Source organism: Mesorhizobium sp. M2A.F.Ca.ET.043.05.1.1, assembly GCF_003952445.1.
Classification (GTDB): domain Bacteria; phylum Pseudomonadota; class Alphaproteobacteria; order Rhizobiales; family Rhizobiaceae; genus Mesorhizobium.
Genome location: NZ_CP034446.1, coordinates 42,792 through 62,852 on the forward strand (window position 1 = coordinate 42,792; position 20,061 = coordinate 62,852).

General features: G+C 63.3%; 15 protein-coding genes and 1 tRNA gene. 9 read left to right on the plus strand and 7 right to left on the minus strand.

Annotation, left to right across the window (positions count from 1 at the left end):
- Window positions 1-8: 8 nt before the first annotated feature.
- Together EJ069_RS00205 and EJ069_RS00210 are read left to right on the plus strand one after the other, a co-directional pair.
- Complete coding sequence (locus EJ069_RS00205; RefSeq protein ID WP_189476118.1) at window positions 9-785, plus strand: SDR family NAD(P)-dependent oxidoreductase; 777 nt, start codon at window positions 9-11, stop codon at window positions 783-785.
- A gap of 29 nt (window positions 786-814) precedes the next feature.
- Window positions 815-1,108: a DUF1330 domain-containing protein gene (locus EJ069_RS00210; RefSeq protein ID WP_126059549.1), complete on the plus strand. Its 294-nt coding sequence runs from the start codon at window positions 815-817 to the stop codon at window positions 1,106-1,108.
- A 619-nt stretch (window positions 1,109-1,727) separates the two neighbouring features.
- Here EJ069_RS00210 and EJ069_RS00215 read toward each other — a convergent pair.
- Window positions 1,728-1,943, minus strand: coding sequence for a hypothetical protein (locus tag EJ069_RS00215; RefSeq protein ID WP_126059550.1), 216 nt, complete (start codon window positions 1,941-1,943; stop codon window positions 1,728-1,730).
- A 450-nt stretch (window positions 1,944-2,393) separates the two neighbouring features.
- Between EJ069_RS00215 and EJ069_RS00220 the strand changes: the two genes are divergently transcribed.
- Entirely contained in the window at window positions 2,394-2,570 is a 177-nt protein-coding gene (locus tag EJ069_RS00220; protein WP_126059551.1) for a Flp family type IVb pilin, read from the plus strand.
- A gap of 658 nt (window positions 2,571-3,228) precedes the next feature.
- On the opposite strand, the gene EJ069_RS00225 is transcribed toward EJ069_RS00220, so the two are convergent.
- A tRNA-Val gene (locus EJ069_RS00225) sits at window positions 3,229-3,303 on the minus strand.
- A 118-nt stretch (window positions 3,304-3,421) separates the two neighbouring features.
- A complete protein-coding gene (locus EJ069_RS00230) occupies window positions 3,422-3,784 on the minus strand; it encodes a response regulator (protein WP_006199474.1) in 363 nt (120 codons plus the stop codon).
- A 213-nt stretch (window positions 3,785-3,997) separates the two neighbouring features.
- On the opposite strand from EJ069_RS00230, the gene EJ069_RS00235 reads away from it, so the two are divergent.
- Together EJ069_RS00235 and hisN are read left to right on the plus strand one after the other, a co-directional pair.
- Window positions 3,998-4,891 carry an N-formylglutamate amidohydrolase gene (locus tag EJ069_RS00235; RefSeq protein WP_189341577.1) on the plus strand — a complete coding sequence of 298 codons (894 nt, stop codon included), beginning with the start codon at window positions 3,998-4,000 and terminating at the stop codon, window positions 4,889-4,891.
- 349 nt (window positions 4,892-5,240) lie between these two features.
- Window positions 5,241-6,014: a histidinol-phosphatase gene (gene hisN, locus EJ069_RS00240; RefSeq protein ID WP_126059552.1), complete on the plus strand. Its 774-nt coding sequence runs from the start codon at window positions 5,241-5,243 to the stop codon at window positions 6,012-6,014.
- 33 nt (window positions 6,015-6,047) lie between these two features.
- On the opposite strand, the gene EJ069_RS00245 is transcribed toward hisN, so the two are convergent.
- Window positions 6,048-7,004, minus strand: a complete 957-nt coding sequence (locus EJ069_RS00245; RefSeq protein ID WP_126059553.1) for an alpha/beta hydrolase — start codon at window positions 7,002-7,004, stop codon at window positions 6,048-6,050.
- Window positions 7,005-7,519: 515 nt separating this feature from the next.
- Here EJ069_RS00245 and EJ069_RS00250 point away from each other — a divergent pair.
- Window positions 7,520-7,987 (plus strand): Hsp20 family protein, encoded by a 468-nt coding sequence (locus EJ069_RS00250; RefSeq protein ID WP_126059554.1) that lies wholly within the window; start codon window positions 7,520-7,522, stop codon window positions 7,985-7,987.
- 183 nt (window positions 7,988-8,170) lie between these two features.
- On the opposite strand, the gene EJ069_RS00255 is transcribed toward EJ069_RS00250, so the two are convergent.
- Window positions 8,171-9,220 (minus strand): low specificity L-threonine aldolase, encoded by a 1,050-nt coding sequence (locus EJ069_RS00255; RefSeq protein ID WP_126059555.1) that lies wholly within the window; start codon window positions 9,218-9,220, stop codon window positions 8,171-8,173.
- Between the two features lie 490 nt (window positions 9,221-9,710).
- Between EJ069_RS00255 and gltB the strand changes: the two genes are divergently transcribed.
- Both gltB and EJ069_RS00265 read left to right on the plus strand, forming a co-directional pair.
- Window positions 9,711-14,447 (plus strand): glutamate synthase large subunit, encoded by a 4,737-nt coding sequence (gene gltB, locus EJ069_RS00260; RefSeq protein WP_126059556.1) that lies wholly within the window; start codon window positions 9,711-9,713, stop codon window positions 14,445-14,447.
- 191 nt (window positions 14,448-14,638) lie between these two features.
- Window positions 14,639-16,093: a glutamate synthase subunit beta gene (locus tag EJ069_RS00265; protein WP_126059557.1), complete on the plus strand. Its 1,455-nt coding sequence runs from the start codon at window positions 14,639-14,641 to the stop codon at window positions 16,091-16,093.
- A gap of 154 nt (window positions 16,094-16,247) precedes the next feature.
- On the opposite strand, the gene EJ069_RS00270 is transcribed toward EJ069_RS00265, so the two are convergent.
- Entirely contained in the window at window positions 16,248-17,456 is a 1,209-nt protein-coding gene (locus EJ069_RS00270; RefSeq protein ID WP_126059558.1) for a DUF459 domain-containing protein, read from the minus strand.
- Window positions 17,457-17,677: 221 nt separating this feature from the next.
- Window positions 17,678-18,898 carry a lytic murein transglycosylase gene (locus EJ069_RS00275; RefSeq protein WP_126059559.1) on the minus strand — a complete coding sequence of 407 codons (1,221 nt, stop codon included), beginning with the start codon at window positions 18,896-18,898 and terminating at the stop codon, window positions 17,678-17,680.
- Between the two features lie 239 nt (window positions 18,899-19,137).
- On the opposite strand from EJ069_RS00275, the gene galU reads away from it, so the two are divergent.
- A complete protein-coding gene (gene galU, locus EJ069_RS00280; protein ID WP_042639406.1) occupies window positions 19,138-20,043 on the plus strand; it encodes a UTP--glucose-1-phosphate uridylyltransferase GalU in 906 nt (301 codons plus the stop codon).
- Window positions 20,044-20,061: the final 18 nt, after the last annotated feature.

Here is a 20,061-nt window from a genome sequence, read left to right on the forward strand (position 1 = left end):
GGCGGACTATGGGTGAGCAGATGGAAGTTCCCGGCTTGAGGGGGCGGGTGGCGGTCATTACCGCGGCCGGCCAGAACATCGGCAAGGCCGTCGCCCTGGCGTTCGCTCGAGCGGGGGCGCACATCGTGATTACCGGCGGTAACGACCTGGCCAAGATCGAGGCCGTGGCGGATGAGGCGCGATCCTTAGGCGTCGAGGCGATGGCGTCGATCTGCGACGGCACCGACGAGACTGCCATGAACGCCTTGATCGAAAGGGCGGTCGCGGAACTCGGCGGCGTCGACATCGCGGTATCCTGCGTCGGGATAAGACCGCATCAGCCGATCGCGGAGATCACCCTTCAGGACTGGCAGAAGGTGATGAACACCAATCTCGGATCGGCTTTCATCCTGACCCAGGCGGTGCTTCCGCACATGCGCAGGAGGAAGTATGGCCGCCTGCTTTACATGGCGGGCACGGACGCCCTTTTCCCGCTGGCAAACAGGGCGCATGTCGTCGCCGCGAAGCACGGCATGCATGGCCTGGCGAAGGCCGTGGCGGTGGAGTGTGGGCCGGACGGGGTGACCGCCAACAGCATCGCGCCTGGGTGGCTGGATACGGACCGGAACGCGGCGTGGTATCCCGATCTCGCGGCAACCTACGAGCATGTGAGAGCCACGGTGCCGCTCAGGACATTGGGGACCGCCGGGGACGTCGCCAATGCCTGCCTCTATCTGGCATCGGACATGGGCAAGTTCGTCACCGGGCATTTGTTGCACGTCAACGGCGGCGAGTTCATGGTGTAGGACCGCAATCGGCAAGGGAGCGCGTCGGCGTGAAGGGATACTGGCTCATCGTCGGAACCGAGATTTCGGACCAGGAAGCGCAGGCCGAATATGCCCGGCTCTGGAAGCCGATCGGCGAAAAATATCAGGCACGCACCAACACGACGAAACAGCCGCCGCTGCTCGTCGAGGCGCGTGACGCCAAGCGCATGGTGCTTGTGGAATTTCCGTCGCTGGACATTGCCAAGGCCTGCTATGCGGATCCGGCCTATGCGGAAGCCACGCGCTTCGCGCTGAAGGCGTCGAATCGCACGCTTGTGATGTTCGAGGGGGATCTAAGATAGAGGTGCCGCCAGGCGCCAAAGGCAGGGGATATGTGCCGGCAGCGTCCTGAGTTTATGAGAAGGATGGTGGCGTGACAATGATTGAACTTGTGACCGCGGCTATGTCAATGCAGTGCGTTCTCGGATTTCATTGCAGAATCCGCCGCAAAAGAACGTGAACCGAGCAAAAACATTCGAACATATCTGTGCCGCGACACGGTGGTGGCAAACTCCTAGCGCAATTCGAGGGGAAATAGCCTGAGTCAATCAAGCGCAACCTTCTTTCGCGAAGCACGTTAGAACCCGGCTGATCGTCGGGGGGAGCGCGCAATGGACAGAATCGGTAACCGCGGCAATGGTTTTGAGGCATTTATGGTCTTCATGATCGGCCTCGCCGTGATAGGCGCTAGCATATCGATCGACTTCACCGGCCTCTAACAAGGCTCGCCGGGCCGGTGGACTTCAGAAAACTGACATGCCCGGTCTGCCAGGGCGGCGGGAGGGTGTTTGCATGCAGCCGGTGGAAGACGACGGGCGGAACCTGCTGCCCGGCCGGCACTCACCAGCAAGGTTGCTCGAGGCGCACAGTTAGGTGCACCCCTTGCGAGGGAACCGGCATCAGAAGATGGGTGCTGGAAGATTAGCCGCTGGCGCCACGGAACAGAATGCCGATTTCGGCTTCGGCCAGTGTGATCTGATAGCGCTGTTTGGATCTGTTCGAGTAGATGTCGTCAGCAATAATCGAGACGGTCACATCGCCGTTGTCGCTAATCTGCACATCGTCGAGCCGCAGCGGCGCCGAGTATATGCATTTCGCTGATCCTTGCCTTCGCGCGGGCTGAGTTGATAGCCGCATTTAGGACATCCTCTGCTGTTGCAGGATACCGGGTGCAAGACGGATGCCACCACTTCGGTCCCAAAATGGAGCAAGGCAATAGCCCGCAGACTGCAGAAACTCACAAGCCTACTCCCATCTTCCTCCTTATGGATACATGCCATGCAGTTCAGCACGGCCGTATATCTTCGTTAGCCGGTGAGTTGTTTTGAGTCCGAGCCCTCACTGGTCAGGCCCGGTGTGATTGCTGGCCTACCCCGTCAGCCTGCCGGGCCGCTCCCGGCCTCCGTCGCCGACTGCGGATGTACCAGCGGCGACGGAGCTGGCCCTTGGGCACCAGGGGAAACTGGCACTCATTAAGCTGGCGCCTCGACTAATTTCTCGATGGATAAAAATTTGGGACGTCCGTTCACCCTATCTAAATTAGATAGCCCTCATATTTGCGTGATCGGAAGTCAGGGCTTGTGAAAGATGCAACGGGTAGCGAGTTTTCTACGTGACGATTCCGGAGCAACGGCCATCGAGTATGGTTTGATTGCAGCGCTTATCGCCTTGGGAATCATGGTTGGGGCAACCTCACTGGGCGGCGCGCTAAATGCCGAGTTTGTGTCGATTGCCACGACGCTTAACGGCGCCGGCTCACCGTGAGGGTGCCCTAGGCTTTACGGACAGGGCGTCCAGCCATTCCGGTGTTCCAGTGTCACGGCGTGGTTCGTGAACTGCAGGTTCCGATGGTCTCGGCCGGCGGCGCGGCACTCGTGGCAGTAGATGATTTTCAGCAGATCTCAGTGCAGACAGGGCTGGTCCGGGCCGAACAGCCTGGCCAGCGCGGCGACGTCAAGAACCGCGCGGCGCTGGCAGCCGAAGCGGTGGACGACAAGCCCGTGCCGGCGCCAGTTTGCCGCCCAGCGTGGCTTCTGAAAACGGATACTCCTTGCCCATGGTGATTTCCAACGAGGTCGCCCACCCGGGTGGCTATCTATCTGGAGAATCGCTCCTTGAGTGCCCTGCTCTAGGAAATTTCTTAGGATCCGTTGATTTGGGGCCAAGTCGAAGTGATTGAGCCTTAGGCCCAGGTGCCTGCGGTCGCTCAGCCTAATTGAGCGATTGCTAATACCCTTCAAGATTGCGTGAGCGGGAGGAAACGGTTGCCACCTAGCCAACCCGCATGGCCGGTACAGCACATCCCCAAACCCCGGTGCGCACCGCTGTCGTGCCGGCGGCGCGCTTTTTTACACCCGTCGGGAGGTTTCTGTGCCATTTCTGTGCCACGCGGCACAAGGGCTTAGCTAAGCTATTGAAAGGATGGTGGGCGTGACAAGGATTGAACTTGTGACCCCTGCAATGTCAATGCAGTGCTCTCCCGCTGAGCTACACGCCCATCCGACGCCGCGCATACACCACTTTTGATCCGGCACGTCAATAGCGGGAATGTGGAAAGACGGCTTCCGTTTGTCGCATCGGCGAAGCGCCTGCCGACGCGAGGATCGATGCAGGCCTCATGCGGCCTGCAGCATCTTCTCGACCTCGTTGACGAGATCGCGCAGGTGGAAGGGCTTCGACAGCACCTTGGCGTCCTTGGGCGCCTTGGAATCGGGATTAAGCGCGACGGCGGCGAAGCCGGTGATGAACATCACCTTGAGGTCGGGGTCGATCTCGGTGGCGCGGCGGGCAAGCTCGATGCCGTCCATCTCCGGCATGACAATGTCGGTCAGCAGCAGCGAGAAAGGTTCCTCGCGCAGCCGCTCATAGGCGCTGGCGCCATTGTCGAAATCGCTTACCTGGTAGCCGGCGCGTTCCAGCGCCTTGACGAGGAAGCGGCGCATATCGTCATCGTCTTCCGCCAGCAGAATGCGTGCCATCATGTCCCGTCCGAATCACCCGCCCCAAGCCTGCCGCCGGGCTAGGCCGTTAACCATCCTGTATATGAGATGGAGCCGGTAAACATCAAGTGAATGAAGGGCATGCCAGATGCGGTTCGAGGCGCGGTTTTGCCGCCTGAAATGCTGGACATGCCGCACGCAAGGTGGCAAGTTTTGCCTCATGACGCAGTGCTTCATCCTGGTTCATAAAAATTGAAGACGGCAGCCGAGGATTTTTCGGTCGTTCCACCCTTCGAAATCCGATCGGGCGCCGAGCAGCGCGTCCCTTTCCTGTTCAACTCGCCGCATAGCGGCCGCCACTATCCGGAGCGGTTCCTGGCCATGGCGCGGCTCGACCGCAACGCCATCCGCCGGTCGGAGGACTGCTATGTCGAGGAGCTGTTCGGCGGCGCCGTGCCGCTCGGCGCGCCGCTGCTGGCGGCGAACTTTCCGCGCGCTTATCTCGACGTAAACCGCGAGCCCTGGGAACTCGATCCGCGCATGTTCGCGGAGCCGGTGCCGTCCTTCTGCAATATCCGTTCGGCGCGTGTCGCCGGCGGGCTGGGCACCGTGCCGAAACTGGTCGGCGAGGGGCTCGACATCTATCCCGGCCGGCTGCCTTTGGCCGAAGCCGTGGCGCGCATCGAAGCGGTGTACAAGCCTTATCACGAGACGCTGAAGCGGCTTTTGACCAGGACGCATGCCAGGTTCGGCTATGCCGTGCTGATCGACTGCCATTCGATGCCGGCCTCGATCCGCGTCGGCGACAATGGCGTTCGGCCCGACTTCATCATCGGCGACCGGTTCGGCATCTCGGCCTCGCCGGCGCTCACCGAGATGGCGATCAGCCTGCTTGTCGGCATGGGCTACACGGTCGCGCACAACAAGCCCTATGCCGGCGGGTTCATCACCGAGCATTACGGCCGACCGGCGCGGCATCTGCATGCGCTGCAAATCGAGGTCAATCGCGGGCTTTACATGGACGAGCGGACGTTCCAGAAGTCGGCCGGCTTCGACGCCCTGGCTTGCGACCTGACCCGCTTCTCGGCCGATCTGATGTCGATGCCCGACCATCATTTCGTCGATTTGCCGCTTGCGGCGGAATGACGGCGCGCCCGAGTTCTTAATAAACGCAATTCCGGACGGAAACCCGCCTCACGCTTTTCCTGGAGTTGCTCGAAAAAAAGACCGCATCGTTTTCACGACACGGTCGAAGTCTAGGGAGGAAACGCCCAAGGAGGGCATGGACAGGAAAACCTGTCCGATGACAAAATTATTGTGCGGCGCACAAATGTCAATCGACAGCTGGGTTTTTTAATTCAATATGATGTGGAAATTCCGCTTCGGCGGTTCAGTTGTGGCATTACGGCAACAGAAAGCGGGCGCCTGACCGGTCTTCAGCGCGCCTGTTCTGCGAGAAAGAGCGGCTGGCAAGAGCCGCGATGGGGAGAGCGACTTGGATATCAGCACCGATTTCATGCGGCGCATAGCGCATGCCGCCGCAGCGGAAACCTTGCCGCGCTTCCGCAGCCAGGGCGCCGTCGCCAACAAGGAGGCGGGAAGCTTCGACCCGGTAACGGAGGCCGATCGTGAAGCAGAGCGCTCGATCCGGGCGCTGATCTCCGCCGAATATCCCGAGCACGGCATTCTCGGCGAAGAACATGGCAGCCAGAACATCACCAGCCGGCATGTATGGGTGATCGACCCGATCGACGGCACCCGCGCCTTCATTTCCGGCCTTCCGGTCTGGGGAACGCTGGTCGGGTTGACCGCCGACGGCGACGCGGTGGCCGGCATGATGTCGCAACCCTTCACCGGCGAGCTGTTCTATGCCAACGCGTCCGGCTCGCACTACGAAGGACCGGGCGGCCCGCGCAGGCTCTCGACGCGCAAGACGACCGACCTTGCGCAAGCGACACTGTTCACGACCACGCCCGCCCTGTTCAAGGGCGAAGCGCGCAAGCGCTACGACCAGTTCGAGACAAAGGTCCAACTCGCCCGCTACGGAACCGACTGCTACGCCTTCGCCATGGTGGCCGCGGGCTGCGTCGACATCGTCGTCGATCCGGGCTTGAAGCCCTACGACATCGTCGCGCTGATCCCGATCATCGAGAAGGCCGGCGGCGTCGTCACCACTTTCGAAGGCGGCCCGGCCGAGAAGGGCGGCGATATATTGGCTGCGGCGACGCCGGAGTTGCACGCGGCGGCAATGGCGGCGCTGCGCGGCTGATCCATCTCGGCCGCGGCCTGGTTTCGACTGCGATCAGGGAGCGTCGCCGGTGCCTGGAATGAAGGCATCAAAGGCGGCGAGCAGCTGCTCGCGGTAGATATCCCTCTCCTGCAGGATCTCGTGCTCGGCGCCGTCGATCATCAACAGCGAGCCGACGCGCAATTTCCTGGCATAGGCTTCCACGGCCTTGGTCGAGACCACCCGGTCGGCGCCGGCGGCCACGATCAGCATCGGCACCTTGACCCTTGCCATGAAATCCGGATCGCTGACGGCTTCCGCGGCCGCGGCTGCGGCCTTCAGCCAGCGGATGGTCGGGCCGCCGAGCGCGAGCTGCGGCCAGGCCTCGTAGATCCCGACATTGCGGCGGTAACGCGCCGGGTCGGAGGTCACCTTGTTCACCTCGAAAGCCGGCGGCACTTTCGGCCTCGGACCGATCGCCGCATAGAGCCAGCCGAGGCCAAGCGCGCAGAAGATCGCACACACGCGCCGCACCGTGGCGATCGAGACCGGCATGTCCGGCACCTCCAGAAAAGGCGCCAGCAGCACCATGCGCCGCACCCGGTTGACCATGGACGGCGAGGCAAGCAGCGCAATCACCGCCCCGGTTGAATGGGCGAGGATGTAATAGGGGCCGCGGCAGTCGGGCAGCACGATCTCCTCGAAGAATTGCTCGAGGTCGCGCGCATAGTCGCGGAAGCTGCGGACATGGCCGCGCTGGCGGTCGCGCAGCAGGCGGCTGGAATCGCCCTGGCCGCGCCAATCGAGGATGGCGACGCCGAAGCCGCGATCGGCGAGATCGCGGATGGTCTCGAAATATTTCTCGATGCACTCGTTGCGCCCGGTCAGCAGAACCACCGTGCCCAGCAGCGGGCGGGCGACGGCGGCAAAGACGCCGTAGCGGATCTTTTTGCCGTCGGGCGTTGTGAAGAAGCCGCCCGCGGCGTTCCGCGGCGCGGGATTGTCCTCGGTCAGATGGAAAAGATCCGTCATTCGGCGAGTCGCTGGTTGTTCTTTGCCCGAGCGGGCAAGACGTCGGCATGGTGATAGACGGACGGGCGGCAAAAGCAAAGGCGCCGCGAGGATTTACGCAACCGCCTTGAATGGGAAGGCCGGAAGTGCCTGCGGCGCACTTCCGGCCTCTGTCGATCCGGGAGGAAGGGACGTTGCACCCGGTTCGGCCTCGGCGGCGCCGGGATCAAGGCACCGCTTGTCTCTTTGTCTTGACGCAATTCCGGTCGGAAAGCGCCTCGCGCTTCTCTTGGAATTGGTCCAACTTGACCAAAGCTAGCGCCGAGCGGCTGAACGGATGCCGAAACTGCGGTTCATCCACCGTTCATCAACTTGGCCGCATTGCGGCGCTGAAAAAACCTTGAAATGGGTTTTTGAGCTTCCCAAATGAAGGTTGCGGCCGCCGATTGTCGGGGTCGCTGGCCTATCCGGAACGCCTTTCGAGGGTTTCGCACCGGGTCACACGCAAACCATGTTGCTCAACAGGAGAACACCTCATGCGTCACGTTGATTTTTCCCCGCTTTATCGTTCGACCGTCGGCTTCGACCGGCTGTTCACCATGCTCGATTCGCTCGGCCAGCCCGAGACCGCGCAGACCTATCCGCCCTATAACATCGAGCGCACCGGCGAGAACGCCTATCGCATCTCGATGGCCGTTGCCGGCTTCTCGGAAAACGAGATCTCGATCGAAGCCCACCGCAACGTGCTGACCGTCAAGGGTGAGCGTAAGGAAGAGGGTAATGGCGAGGGTTCTGAGCTGCTCTATCGCGGCATTGCCTCGCGCGCTTTCGAGCGCCGCTTCCAGCTCGCCGACCATGTCGAGGTCGAGGGCGCCACGCTGAAGAACGGCCTGCTCTTCGTCGACCTCAAGCGCAACATCCCCGAGGAGCTGAAGCCGCGCAAGATCGCGATTACCCAGTCCTCGGACAAGGCCAAGCAGATCGAGGCGAAAGCGGCCGCGTAATCCGCGGACTTTTCCAGACGACGTCTCCCTCCCGAGACGAAAGCGGCGCCGCGAGGCGCCGCTTTTTATTGGTGCTCCCGGCTACCGGCCTTTCTTTTGAAGCTGCGGCGGAGCGTGAAGGAACCCTCCTGGTTGACCAGCCGCATCGTCGAGCCGAGCGGCGGCTTGGTCATGGCAGGACGCTCAGCCGAGCAACTGGCCGAGGCGGTCGATCTCCTCGGTCGTGGTCGCGAAGCTGGCGACGAAGCGGTAGATCGCTTCATTGTCGCCGAGATGGCCCTCGAATCCTGAAGGCACGCCCCATTCATGGAATTTGGCGCCGGCCGCCCGCAGCCTTTCAGCCGTGGCGCGGTCCAGGATCGCGAAGACCTCGTTGGCTTGCGGCAACCAGGCGAGCCTGCCCGCCGGTGCATCCTCGATCGTCTCGGCCAGATGCGCTGCCATTTGATTGGCGTGCCCGGCCATCCTCAGCCACAGGTCGTCGGTGAGATAGGCTTCGAACTGGGCCGAGATGAATCGCGCCTTGGAGAAGGTCTGCCCGGCGCGCTGACGCTGCAGGCGCAGGTCCTTAGCGACATCCGGATTGAGGATCACCACCGCGTCGGCCATCCAGCAGCCATTCTTGGTGGCGCCGAAGGAGATGAGGTCGACGCCGCTCTTCCAGGTCATTTCGGCCGGGCTGACGCCGGTCGCGGCAATCGCATTGGCGAAGCGCGCGCCGTCCATGTGCAGCGGCAGCTTATGGCGGCGGCTGACCTCGGCGATCGCCTTGACGTCGTCGACGCTGTAGACCGTGCCGACCTCGGTCGCCTGGGTGATGGTGACCGCCATGGGCTGGCCGGCGGGAGCCAGATTCTGCGAATACCGCTTGATAGCCCGGTCGAGAGCTTCGGGATTGATGCGCCCCAACGGCCCGGGAACCGGCGCCATGCGCGCGCCGCCCGTGTAGAAACCCATCGCGCCGAACTCGTCGACATTCATATGCGCTTCGGAGTGGCAAAGCGCGATGCCGCCGATACGGTTCAACGCGGCCATCGAAAGCGCGTTCGCCGCGGTGCCGGTCGCGGCGAAGAAGACCTCCACCTCACGCTCGAAAATCTCGTTGAAGCGTCGATAGACGGCCCGGTCCAGATCGCCGTCGCCATAGGCGGTCGCAACGCCGTCGGCGTGGCGCGCCAGGTTGGCCGAAATGTCGGGATGGACGCCCGCCCAGTTGTCGGAAGCAAAGAACATCGGGAGGTCCGTATGGTGATTGGCAAAAGCGGCGGGACTTGACCGCTTCGGCGGGAGAAGCGCAAGGGCCAATCGCCGGCAAAGCGGTGAAGCCAGCGCATCGCCTCGAAAGCCCGGACCAAAGCTTGCGTTTCCAGTGTTGGTCACGAAATTTTGTGTCGCGTTGCGCCCAAGTTTTTTGTGAATCGGTCTTGTATAGGTCCCTGATTTCTGCCATAAAAAATTTAGGACAGTAGTGCTGTCTTATTTTGTCGCACAAAGCAGGCTGGACTGGCGTATCATTGCTGCCATTCCGGCCATTGTCGCGAGCGGCGGGTAGACGGCCCGGCTCTGGCCTGTACGATACCGGATGCGAACCGGGCGTATAGCCGTATGGTTCGATGGATTTCGCGAGACGTGCAGCAAGGATCAAGGGGAAGCCTTGTGCTTCCCAAGGCAAACCAGCGCCCTGAGACAGTCGGGGCCAAGGTGGAGAACGGAGGATAGGACGATGACGGAACTGACGCCATCTGCGATCTACGGCCAGGCCGCGCAGACGAAAGCGGCAGCCGTTAAAAATACCGTCCGGACCCAAGCCCTGCGAACTTCCGGCGGTCCGGCCGCCCAGGGCCTCTACGATCCGCGCAACGAGCATGACGCCTGCGGCGTCGGCTTCATCGCCAACATGAAGGGCGTGAAGTCGCACCGGATCGTCGAGGACGGTCTGGCGATGCTGGAAAACCTCACCCATCGCGGCGCCGTCGGCGCCGACCCGCTGGTCGGCGACGGCGCCGGCGTGCTGGTGCAGATCCCGGACGCCTTCTTCCGTGAGGAAATGGCGGCCAAGGGCGTCGAACTGCCTCCGGCCGGCCAGTATGGCGTCGGCCATTGGTTCATGCCGCAGGACGCAGCGCTTCGCGCCCATATCGAGGAGATCATCGCCGAATCGGCGCAGTCGGAAGGGCTGCCGCTGATCGGCTTCCGCGACGTGCCGGTCGACAATTCATCGTTGTCGAAGGCGCCCGATATCGTGGCCTCGGAGCCGTTCCACCGGCAGGTGTTCATCGGCCGTACGGCCGACATCCCGGATGACGAGGAATATGAGGCTCGGCTCTATTTGCTGCGCAAGGTGATCTCGGGCCGCATCTATGCCGAGAACGACAACAAGGACATCGGCGCCTATTGCGTGTCGCTGTCGGCGCGCACCATCGTCTACAAGGGCATGTTCCTGGCCTATCAGGTCGGCGCCTATTACAAGGACCTCAAGGATCCGCGCTTCGAAACGGCGCTGATCCTCGTTCACCAGCGCTTCTCGACCAACACATTCCCGTCGTGGAAGCTGGCGCATCCCTACCGCATGGTCGCGCATAATGGCGAGATCAACACCGTGCGCGGCAACAACAACTGGATGGCGGCGCGCCAGGCCTCGGTCGATTCCGAGCTGTTCGGCAACAACATCTCGAAGCTCTGGCCGATCTCCTATGAGGGCCAGTCGGACACGGCGTGCTTCGACAACGCGCTGGAGTTCCTGTTCCAGGGCGGCTATTCGCTCACCCACGCCATGATGATGCTGATCCCGGAAGCCTGGGCCGGCAACAAGCTCATGGATGCCGACCGCAAGGCTTTCTACGAGTACCATGCGGCGCTGATGGAGCCGTGGGATGGTCCGGCGGCGGTGGTGTTCACCGACGGTCGCCAGATCGGCGCCACGCTTGATCGCAACGGCCTGCGCCCGGCGCGCTACATCGTCACCGACGACGACCGCGTCATCATGGCGTCGGAAGCCGGCGCGCTGCCGGTGCCGGAGGAAAAGATCGTGCAGAAGTGGCGGCTGCAGCCCGGCCGCATGCTGCTGATCGACCTCGCCAAGGGCCGCATCGTTTCCGACGAGGAGATCAAGTCGGAGATCGCGACCAGGCATCCCTACAAGACCTGGCTCGCCAACACGCAGTTGATCCTGGAAGACCTCAAGCCGGTCGAGCCGCGCGCGCTGCGCAAGGATGTCAGCCTGCTCGATCGCCAGCAGTCCTTCGGCTACACGCAGGAAGACACCAAGCTTCTGATGGCGCCGATGGCTACCACCGGCCAGGAAGCTGTGGGCTCGATGGGCACCGACACGCCGATCTCGGCCATGTCGGACAAGTCGAAGCTGCTCTACACCTATTTCAAGCAGAATTTCGCGCAGGTCACCAACCCGCCGATCGACCCGATCCGCGAGGAACTGGTGATGAGCCTGGTGTCCTTCATCGGGCCGCGGCCGAACATCTTCGACCTGGTCGGCACGTCGCGCCGCAAGCGGCTCGAGGTACGCCAGCCGATCCTGACCAATGGCGATCTCGAAAAGATCCGCTCCATCGGCCATACCGAGGACCGTTTCGACACCAAGACGCTCGACATCACCTATGGCTCGAACGAGGGCGCCGCCGGGATGCACGGCGCCGTCGATAGGCTTTGCGAGCGAGCCGAGGCGGCGGTCGCGGGCGGCTACAACATCATCATCCTGTCGGACCGCCAGGTCGGGCCCGACCGCATCGCCATTCCAGCCCTACTGGCCACGGCGGCGGTTCACCACCACCTGATCCGCAAGGGGTTGCGCACGTCGGTCGGCCTTGTCGTCGAATCCGGCGAGCCGCGCGAGGTGCATCATTTCTGCTGCCTCGCCGGCTATGGCGCGGAGGCGATCAACCCTTATCTTGCGTTCGACACGCTGCTCGACATGCACAAGCGCGGCGAACTGCCGGCTGAGGTCGACGAATACGAGGTGGTCTCGCGCTACATCAAGTCGATCGGCAAGGGCATCCTCAAGGTGATGTCCAAGATGGGCATCTCGACCTACCAGTCTTATTGCGGCGCGCAGATCTTCGACGCGATCGGGCTGAAGTCCGATTTCGTCGAGAAGTATTTCACCGGCACCGCGACGCTGATCGAAGGCGTCGGCCTGGACGAGGTCGCCGCCGAGACGCTCAGCCGCCATGCGGACGCCTTCGGCAGCGATCCGGTGCTGCGCAACAGCCTCGAGGTCGGCGGCGAATACATGTTCCGCATGCGCGGCGAGGCGCATATGTGGTCGCCGGATGCGGTCGCTACCTTGCAGCATGCCGTGCGCCAGGGCTCCTGGGACACGTTCAAGGAGTATTCGGCGCAGATCGACAGCGCGACTGCGCGGGCGCAAACCATCCGCGGACTGTTCAAGATCAAGCTGGCCGAAGAAACCGGCCGCAAGAAGGTCGCGATCGAGGACGTCATGCCGGCGGCCGAAATCGTCAAGCGCTTCTCGACCGGGGCGATGTCCTTCGGCTCGATCTCCAGGGAAGCGCACACCACGCTGGCGCGCGCCATGAACCAGATCGGCGGCAAGTCGAACACCGGCGAGGGCGGCGAAGAGGCCGACCGCTATCTGCCGCTGCCCGGCGGCGGCAAGAACCCGGAACGCTCGGCGATCAAGCAGGTCGCCTCGGGACGGTTCGGCGTCACGGCGGAGTATCTGGTCAATTCCGACGTCATGCAGATCAAGGTCGCGCAGGGCGCCAAGCCCGGCGAGGGCGGCCAGCTGCCTGGTCACAAGGTTGACGCCACCATCGCCAAGGTCAGGCACTCGACGCCCGGCGTCGGCCTTATCTCGCCGCCGCCGCATCACGACATCTATTCGATCGAGGATCTGGCGCAGCTGATCTACGACCTGAAGAACGTCAACCCGGCGGCCGACGTCTCGGTCAAGCTGGTGTCGGAAGTCGGCGTCGGCACGGTCGCGGCGGGCGTCGCCAAGGCGCGCGCCGACCACATCACCATCTCCGGCTATGACGGCGGCACCGGCGCTTCGCCGCTGACCTCGCTCAAGCATGCCGGCAGCCCGTGGGAAATGGGCCTTGCCGAAACCCATCAGACGCTGGTGCTCAACGGCTTGCGCAGCAGAGTCGCGCTGCAGGTCGACGGCGGCTTGCGCACCGGGCGCGACGTCATCATCGGCGCGCTGCTCGGCGCCGACGAGTTCGGCTTCTCGACCGCGCCGCTGATCGCGGCCGGCTGCATCATGATGCGCAAGTGCCATCTCAACACCTGCCCGGTCGGCGTGGCGACGCAGGATCCGGTGCTGCGCAAGCGCTTCAAGGGCACGCCGGAGCATGTCATCAACTTCTTCTTCTACGTGGCGGAAGAGGTGCGGGCATTGCTCGCCGAGATGGGCTTCACCCATCTCGACCAGATCATCGGCGACAGTGACCTCCTGGAAAAGCGCGACGTGATCCAGCACTGGAAGGCGCGCGGGCTCGACTTCTCGAAGATGTTCTTCAAGCCCGACGCGCCGCATGAGGCGCTGCATTGGACCGAGCGGCAGAAGCATCCGATCGACGACGTGCTCGACCGCAAGCTGATCGAACTGGCGAAGCCGGCGCTCGAAGCCAGGCAGCCCGTGACCATCGAGCTGCCGATCCGCAACGTCGACCGCTCCGCCGGCGCGATGCTGTCGGGCGAGGTGGCCAAGCGCTTCAAGCACAAGGGCCTGCGCGAGGACACGATCCAGGTGAAGCTCACCGGCACGGCCGGCCAGTCCTTCGGCGCGTTTCTCGCGCGCGGCGTGTCGTTCGAGCTGGTCGGCGCCGGCAATGACTATGTCGGCAAGGGCCTGTCGGGCGGCCGCATCGTTATCCGCCCGCCGGAAGAGGCCAAGATCGTCGCGGCGGACTCGATCATCGTCGGCAACACAGTGCTCTACGGCGCAACCGAGGGCGAGGCTTACTTCGCCGGTGTCGCCGGCGAGCGCTTCGCCGTGCGCAATTCGGGCGTAGCGGCTGTCGTCGAGGGCGTCGGCGACCATGGCTGCGAATACATGACCGGCGGCATCGTCGTCGTGCTCGGCAAGACCGGGCGCAACTTCGCGGCCGGCATGTCGGGCGGCGTCGCCTATGTGCTGGACGAGAAGGGCGATTTCGCCGAGCGCTGCAACATGGCGATGGTCGAGCTCGAGCCGGTCCCGGAAGAGGACGATCTGATGGAGAAGCTCCTCCATCACGGCGGTGACCTCGACCATAAGGGCCGCGTCGACGTGTCGGGCGACATGACCAGCCATGACGAGGAACGGCTCTACCAGCTGATCTCTAACCACGTGCATTACACCGGCTCGGTGCGCGGCCGCGAGATCCTCGAGAACTGGCAGAACTTCCGGCCGAAATTCCGCAAGATCATGCCGGTGGAGTATCGCCGCGCTCTGATCGAGATGGAACGCATGCGCATGAGCGTGGCGGCGGAATAGGTATCGGGCATGGCCGGAAAGACGACTTTCCGGCCGGCATCCTCACCAACAATCCTGACCCCGAGAGCATGACCCCGCAAAGCGGGAACTCGGCGAAGGTCATGCTCCAGCAAGGTGCGGTTGCCATGGCGGCCTTATGGGGTTAACGGGTGCGCGACAAAAGCGTGCCTTCGGACAGCAGGGACTGGACTATGGGCAAGGTAACAGGCTTCCTCGAGATCGACCGGCAGGTGCACAAGTACCAGCCGGCCTCCGACCGCATCCGGCATTTCCGCGAATTCACGCTGCCGATGTCCGACAAGGAGGTCGAGAAACAGGCCGCGCGCTGCATGGATTGCGGCATTCCGTTCTGCCACGGGCCGACCGGCTGCCCGATCCACAACCAGATCCCGGACTGGAACGATCTCGTCTACAATGGCGACTGGGACAGCGCGATCCGCAACCTGCATTCGACCAACAATTTCCCGGAATTCACTGGCCGCATCTGCCCGGCGCCCTGCGAGGAAGCCTGCACGCTGAACCTCGAGGACATTCCGGTCGCCATCAAGACGGTCGAGCAGGCGATCGCCGACAAGGCCTATGAGACCGGCCATATCCGGCCCTATCCGCCCGAGAAGAAGACCGGCAAGCGTGTCGCCGTGATCGGCTCCGGCCCGTCCGGCATGGCGGCCGCCCAGCAGCTCGGCCGCGCCGGGCACGATGTACATGTCTATGAGCGCGAAAGCCGCCCCGGCGGGCTCATGCGCTACGGCATTCCGGACTTCAAGATCGAGAAGCACTATATCGACCGGCGCATCGAGCAGATGCAAGGCGAGGGCGTGACCTTCCATTGCGGTGTCAATGTCGGCGTCGACATGAAGGTGGCCGACCTCATCGAGGAATTCGACGCGGTGCTCTATTGCGGCGGCTCGGAAACACCGCGTCCGGCCGGCATTCCGGGGGCCGATCTCAGCGGCGTCTATGACGCCATGCCCTATCTGGTGCAGCAGAACCGCCGCGTCGGCGGCGAGCCTATCCAGTCGGTGGCCTGGCCTTCGCACCCGATCATCGCCGGCGGCCAGCATGTCGTCGTGGTCGGCGGCGGCGACACCGCGTCCGACTGCATCGGCACCGCCTTCCGCCAGGGCGCAGTGCGCGTGACGCAGCTCGACATCCGTCCGCAGCCGCCGGAGAAGGAAGACAAGCTCTCCGTATGGCCCTATTGGGCGACCAAGATGCGCACGTCCTCCTCGCAGGCCGAGGGCGCCGAGCGCGAATTCCAGGTGGCGACGCTCGAATTCATCGGCGAGGACGGCCAGTTGACCGGCGTGCGCTGCTGCGAGGTGGACGAGAAGCGCAAGCCGATCGCCGGCACAGAGTTCGTTATCCGCGCCGATCTCGCCTTCATCGCCATCGGCTTTGCCGGCCCGGCGGGCGACAGCCTGATGAAGGAACTGGACGGCAAGATCAAGGTCGTCACCGACAGCCGCCGCTCGCGGAATGTCGAGGCCAATGATCGCGACTACAGGACGAGCGTCGACAAGCTCTATGCCGCGGGCGACGTGCGCCGGGGCCAGTCGCTGGTGGTCTGGGCGATCCGCGAGGGCCGCCAGGCGGCGCGCTCGATCGACGAGGCGTTGATGGGGTCGACGGTGCTGCCGCGGTAAGACCGTTTAGAAATTCTACTCCTGCGGCCAGTTGATGGCGTTTTCTGCACTTCCGGTGCTCACGTACGTCAACGTACGCTCCGCTCTGGTTCTCGAAAACACCACCATCTGACTCGCACGAGCGAATTTCTGAAACGGTCTCCGAGCCGATGAGCTACTGATTGATGCCCGCCGCCGTATCGGGCTGAGCGGCGGCGGTCGGCTTTGGCGGCCAGGAAAAATCGTCGGCGCGGCCGGGCGAGGCGGCCGGCGCCTTGCCTTCCAGGATCAGCTTTTCGCCAGGCAGGTTCGGATTGGCCTTGGCTGGTTGCGCGGCACCCAGCAGTTCGGTTCCCCCGTCGAGCGCCGGGTCGCCGAGCAGCATCGGCGCGGTGCGGTCGACGATGACGGGCGCGGCGGCCGGCTTGGGCGCCTCGACCGGAGCGCCCGTCGGCGCGGACACGGTGGTGATGCTTCCCGGCGCCGCCAGTCCGAGAATCTTGGCCAGCGGCTTTTCCGTGTAGAAGGCGAGCTTGCGCTTGCCGGCCTTGGTGACGTTGATGCCGTCGTCGGAGCGCAGGCGCACCGGCTGGCCGTTGATGTCGGGGCCAGAGGTGACGAAAGCGCCGTTCTCGTCGACGAAGCCGTCCCAGACATCGACGAACTCGCCGCCATGGGTCTGGGCGGCCGAGTGATAGATGTCGTTGAAGGCGAGCATGTCGGAGTTCATCTTCGACACACCGAAAGCCGGCATGCCGACCCACAGGAACGGCACCTTGGTCTCCTGAAGAGCCTTGCCCAGCGCATCGGTGCGGCGCTCATATTCCTTGGTCCAGTTCTCCGAACGCGGCTGCTCGCGCACGTCGCCGACCTTCATCTGTTGCCGGTCGTTGGAGCCCAGCATGACAATCACGGCGGCCGGCTTCTCGGTCTCGATCAGCGATTTTATCTGGGCTGGCCAATTGTAGACGTCGTCGCGAACGAAGCCGGAGGAACCGTTGGAGCGGGCGACGATCTTGACAGCGGGATTGTCGGCAAAAGCGGTGTCCAGGCCTTCGGCCAGGCCGCCCGCCAGAAAATCGCCGACCACCAGCACGACGCGAGCGTCGTTGGTCTTCTCGACGATCGGCGTTTCGGGCTCCGCCGGTGGGCTTGGCTTGGGCTTCTTCTTGGGTTTCGGCCTTGGCTGGACTTCGACGGGCGGCTCGATGCGTTCGCTGCGGCGCGGAAACAGAAGATCGCGCAGCGACCAGCCGCGGCTTTCCTCCTGCGCGAACGCAGGGGCGTGGAAAGCGCCGGCGGCGGTGACGACAAGCACGGCAAGGGCAAGAATCAGGATCGGCGTCCGGCGAATGCCCTGCCTGATACGCGCGACCAAAACCAAACACCTCTCCATCCCTTGGCGCATGACCAGGCAAATACGGGAAAGTCATGCGCAAGCCGAAGCGCTACCGCATCCTTGCCGTCTTCGAAAGGATGCCCGGCGCCCTAAAGCGCGTCGCGCTGAAATGGATTCAGTCGACGCGCTTTAAGCTTTGTTTTGATGCATGTCGTTCCCCCAAAACCGCTGCGCACTTTTGGGCGACATGCATTAGAGCGGCTCTGCTACCGCTTGCGGAGCCATTTGAGCACTTCCAGGCTCGGATAGCCATCCTGGGTCAGACCGACCTTTGCCTGGTAGGCCATGATGGCGGCCTTCGAGCCGTCGCCGATCTTGCCGTCGAACTTGCCGTCGTAATAGCCGTGCTCGGAAAGCCGCTTCTGCAGTTCCTGCCGCTCCTCGAAGCTGAGCTTGGTGAAAGGCCGCTGCCAGTCCTGCACCAGGCCGGTGCCGCCGGCGATCTCATCGGCCAAAAGGCCGACAGCCAAAGCGTATTTGTCGGCATTGTTGTAGGCCTTGATCACCGAGAAATTCCGGATCATCAGGAAGGCGGGGCCCCCCCGGCCGTCCGGCACTTTCAGTGTCGCCTTGTCGGTCAGGTTCTTGAACGGCTTGCCGCTGGCTCTAACAACGCCGAGCGCCTGCCACTGCGCGATCGTCTTTGCGCCCCCGGGCAGCTTGCCGGCCGGTATAGTGACCTCATAGCCCCAGGTCTTGCCGGCTTGCCAGCCGTTCTTCTTGAGCAGATTGGCGGAAGTCGCCAGCGCGTCGGGGATCGAATTCCAGATATCGCGCCTGCCGTTGCCGTCCATGTCGACCGCATAGCGCTGATAGCTGGTCGGGATGAACTGGGTCTGGCCCATCGCGCCGGCCCAGGAGCCCATCAGATGGCTCTCGTCGATGTCGCCAGTCTGCAGGATCTTCAGCGCCGCGATCAGCTGGGTCCGAGCATATTTCGAGCGGTTGGGGTCGCCATAGGCAAGGGTGGCCAGCGAACGGATGACATTGCGCATGATGTCGTCGCGCTTGAGGATCTCGCCGTAGTTGGTTTCCATCGACCAGATCGCCAGCAGGATGTTGCGGTCGACGCCGAACCGCGCCTCGATGCGGTCGAGCCATGGCTTCCATTTGCGTGCCATCGCCTGGCCGTTGGCGACCGCCTGGTCATGCACGCGGTTGTCGAAATAATCCCAGGCGGGGGCGGTGAATTCGGGCTGGGTGCGGGCCTTTTCCAGCACGACCGGGTCGGGCTCGATGCCTCGCATGGACTGATCGTAGACAGCGCCCGAGACGCCGCCCGCCACCGCGGTGGCGCGGAAGCCCGCGACCCACTGGCGGAACCCGGCATCGGCGAAAGCGGGTCCGGCGGGCATCAGCAGAGCCAATGTCAGGCCGGCTGCGGTCGCCAGTGCCGTCAGGCGCCTCGCGGTGTTGCGAACGGACATCATTTCCTCCTTCGTCAAATCAGGAAGGATCATTCAACGCCGAACCGGGTTAGTATTTAGTTTACCATAGGTGCCGCCGGGAACGAAAAGAGGTGTCGCGGCTTTTAGCTCTCACATTCAACCTGGACGTTCAGTAGCCCAACATTCCGGCGTGAAAATGATTCCGGCGTGAAAATGTTTGGGGGGATTGCGGAGCGTGCCGCCGAGCGGATAATTGGCCGAAAAGCAGGGGTGTCAGCATGAAGCGCGTTCGCAAGGCAGTTTTCCCGGTGGCCGGCCTCGGCACGCGGTTCCTTCCGGCCACCAAGGCCATCCCGAAGGAAATGCTGACCGTCGTCGATCGGCCTGTCATCCAATATGTGGTCGACGAGGCGCGCGAGGCCGGCATCGAGCATTTCATCTTCGTGACCGGGCGCAACAAGGCGGTCATCGAGGACCATTTCGACGTCCAGTTCGAGCTCTACGACACGCTCGCCCAGCGCGGCAAGGACGACCAGCTCGCCCGCCTGCAGCGGCTGCAGCCGGCGCCGGGACAGACGAGCTTCACGCGCCAGCAGGTGCCGATGGGCCTCGGCCACGCCGTCTGGTGCGCTCGCGAGCTGGTCGGCGACGAGCCCTTCGCGCTGCTGCTGCCGGACATGATCATGCAGTCGGAAAAGAGCTGCATGAAGGGCATGGTCGAGCTTTATGAGGAGACCGGCAACAACATCATCGCCGTGCAGGAATGCGATCCGGCCGAAGCGCATAAATACGGCATTGTCGGGCGCGGCGAGGACACGCATCACGGCTTCCGCATCACCGGCATGGTGGAGAAGCCGAAACAGGGCACCGCGCCCTCAAATCTCTTCATCAACGGCCGCTACATCCTGCAGCCGGAAATCTTCGGCATCCTGGAAAGCCAGGAACGCGGCGCCGGCAACGAGATCCAGCTGACCGACGCGATGCTGAAGCTTGAGAAGAAGCAGCCCTTCTACGGCTATCACTACAAGGGCCGCACCTTCGATTGCGGCTCGCCGGAAGGGTTCGTCGAGGCCAATGTCGCCTTCGCGCTGTGGCGCAGCGACATGAACGCAAGCATGGCCGGCGTCATCCGCACGCTGCTGGACGAGGTGCGGCCGGCGGAACGCCGCGGCGTGGGATTCTAGCCTTCGTGGTCGGCGAGG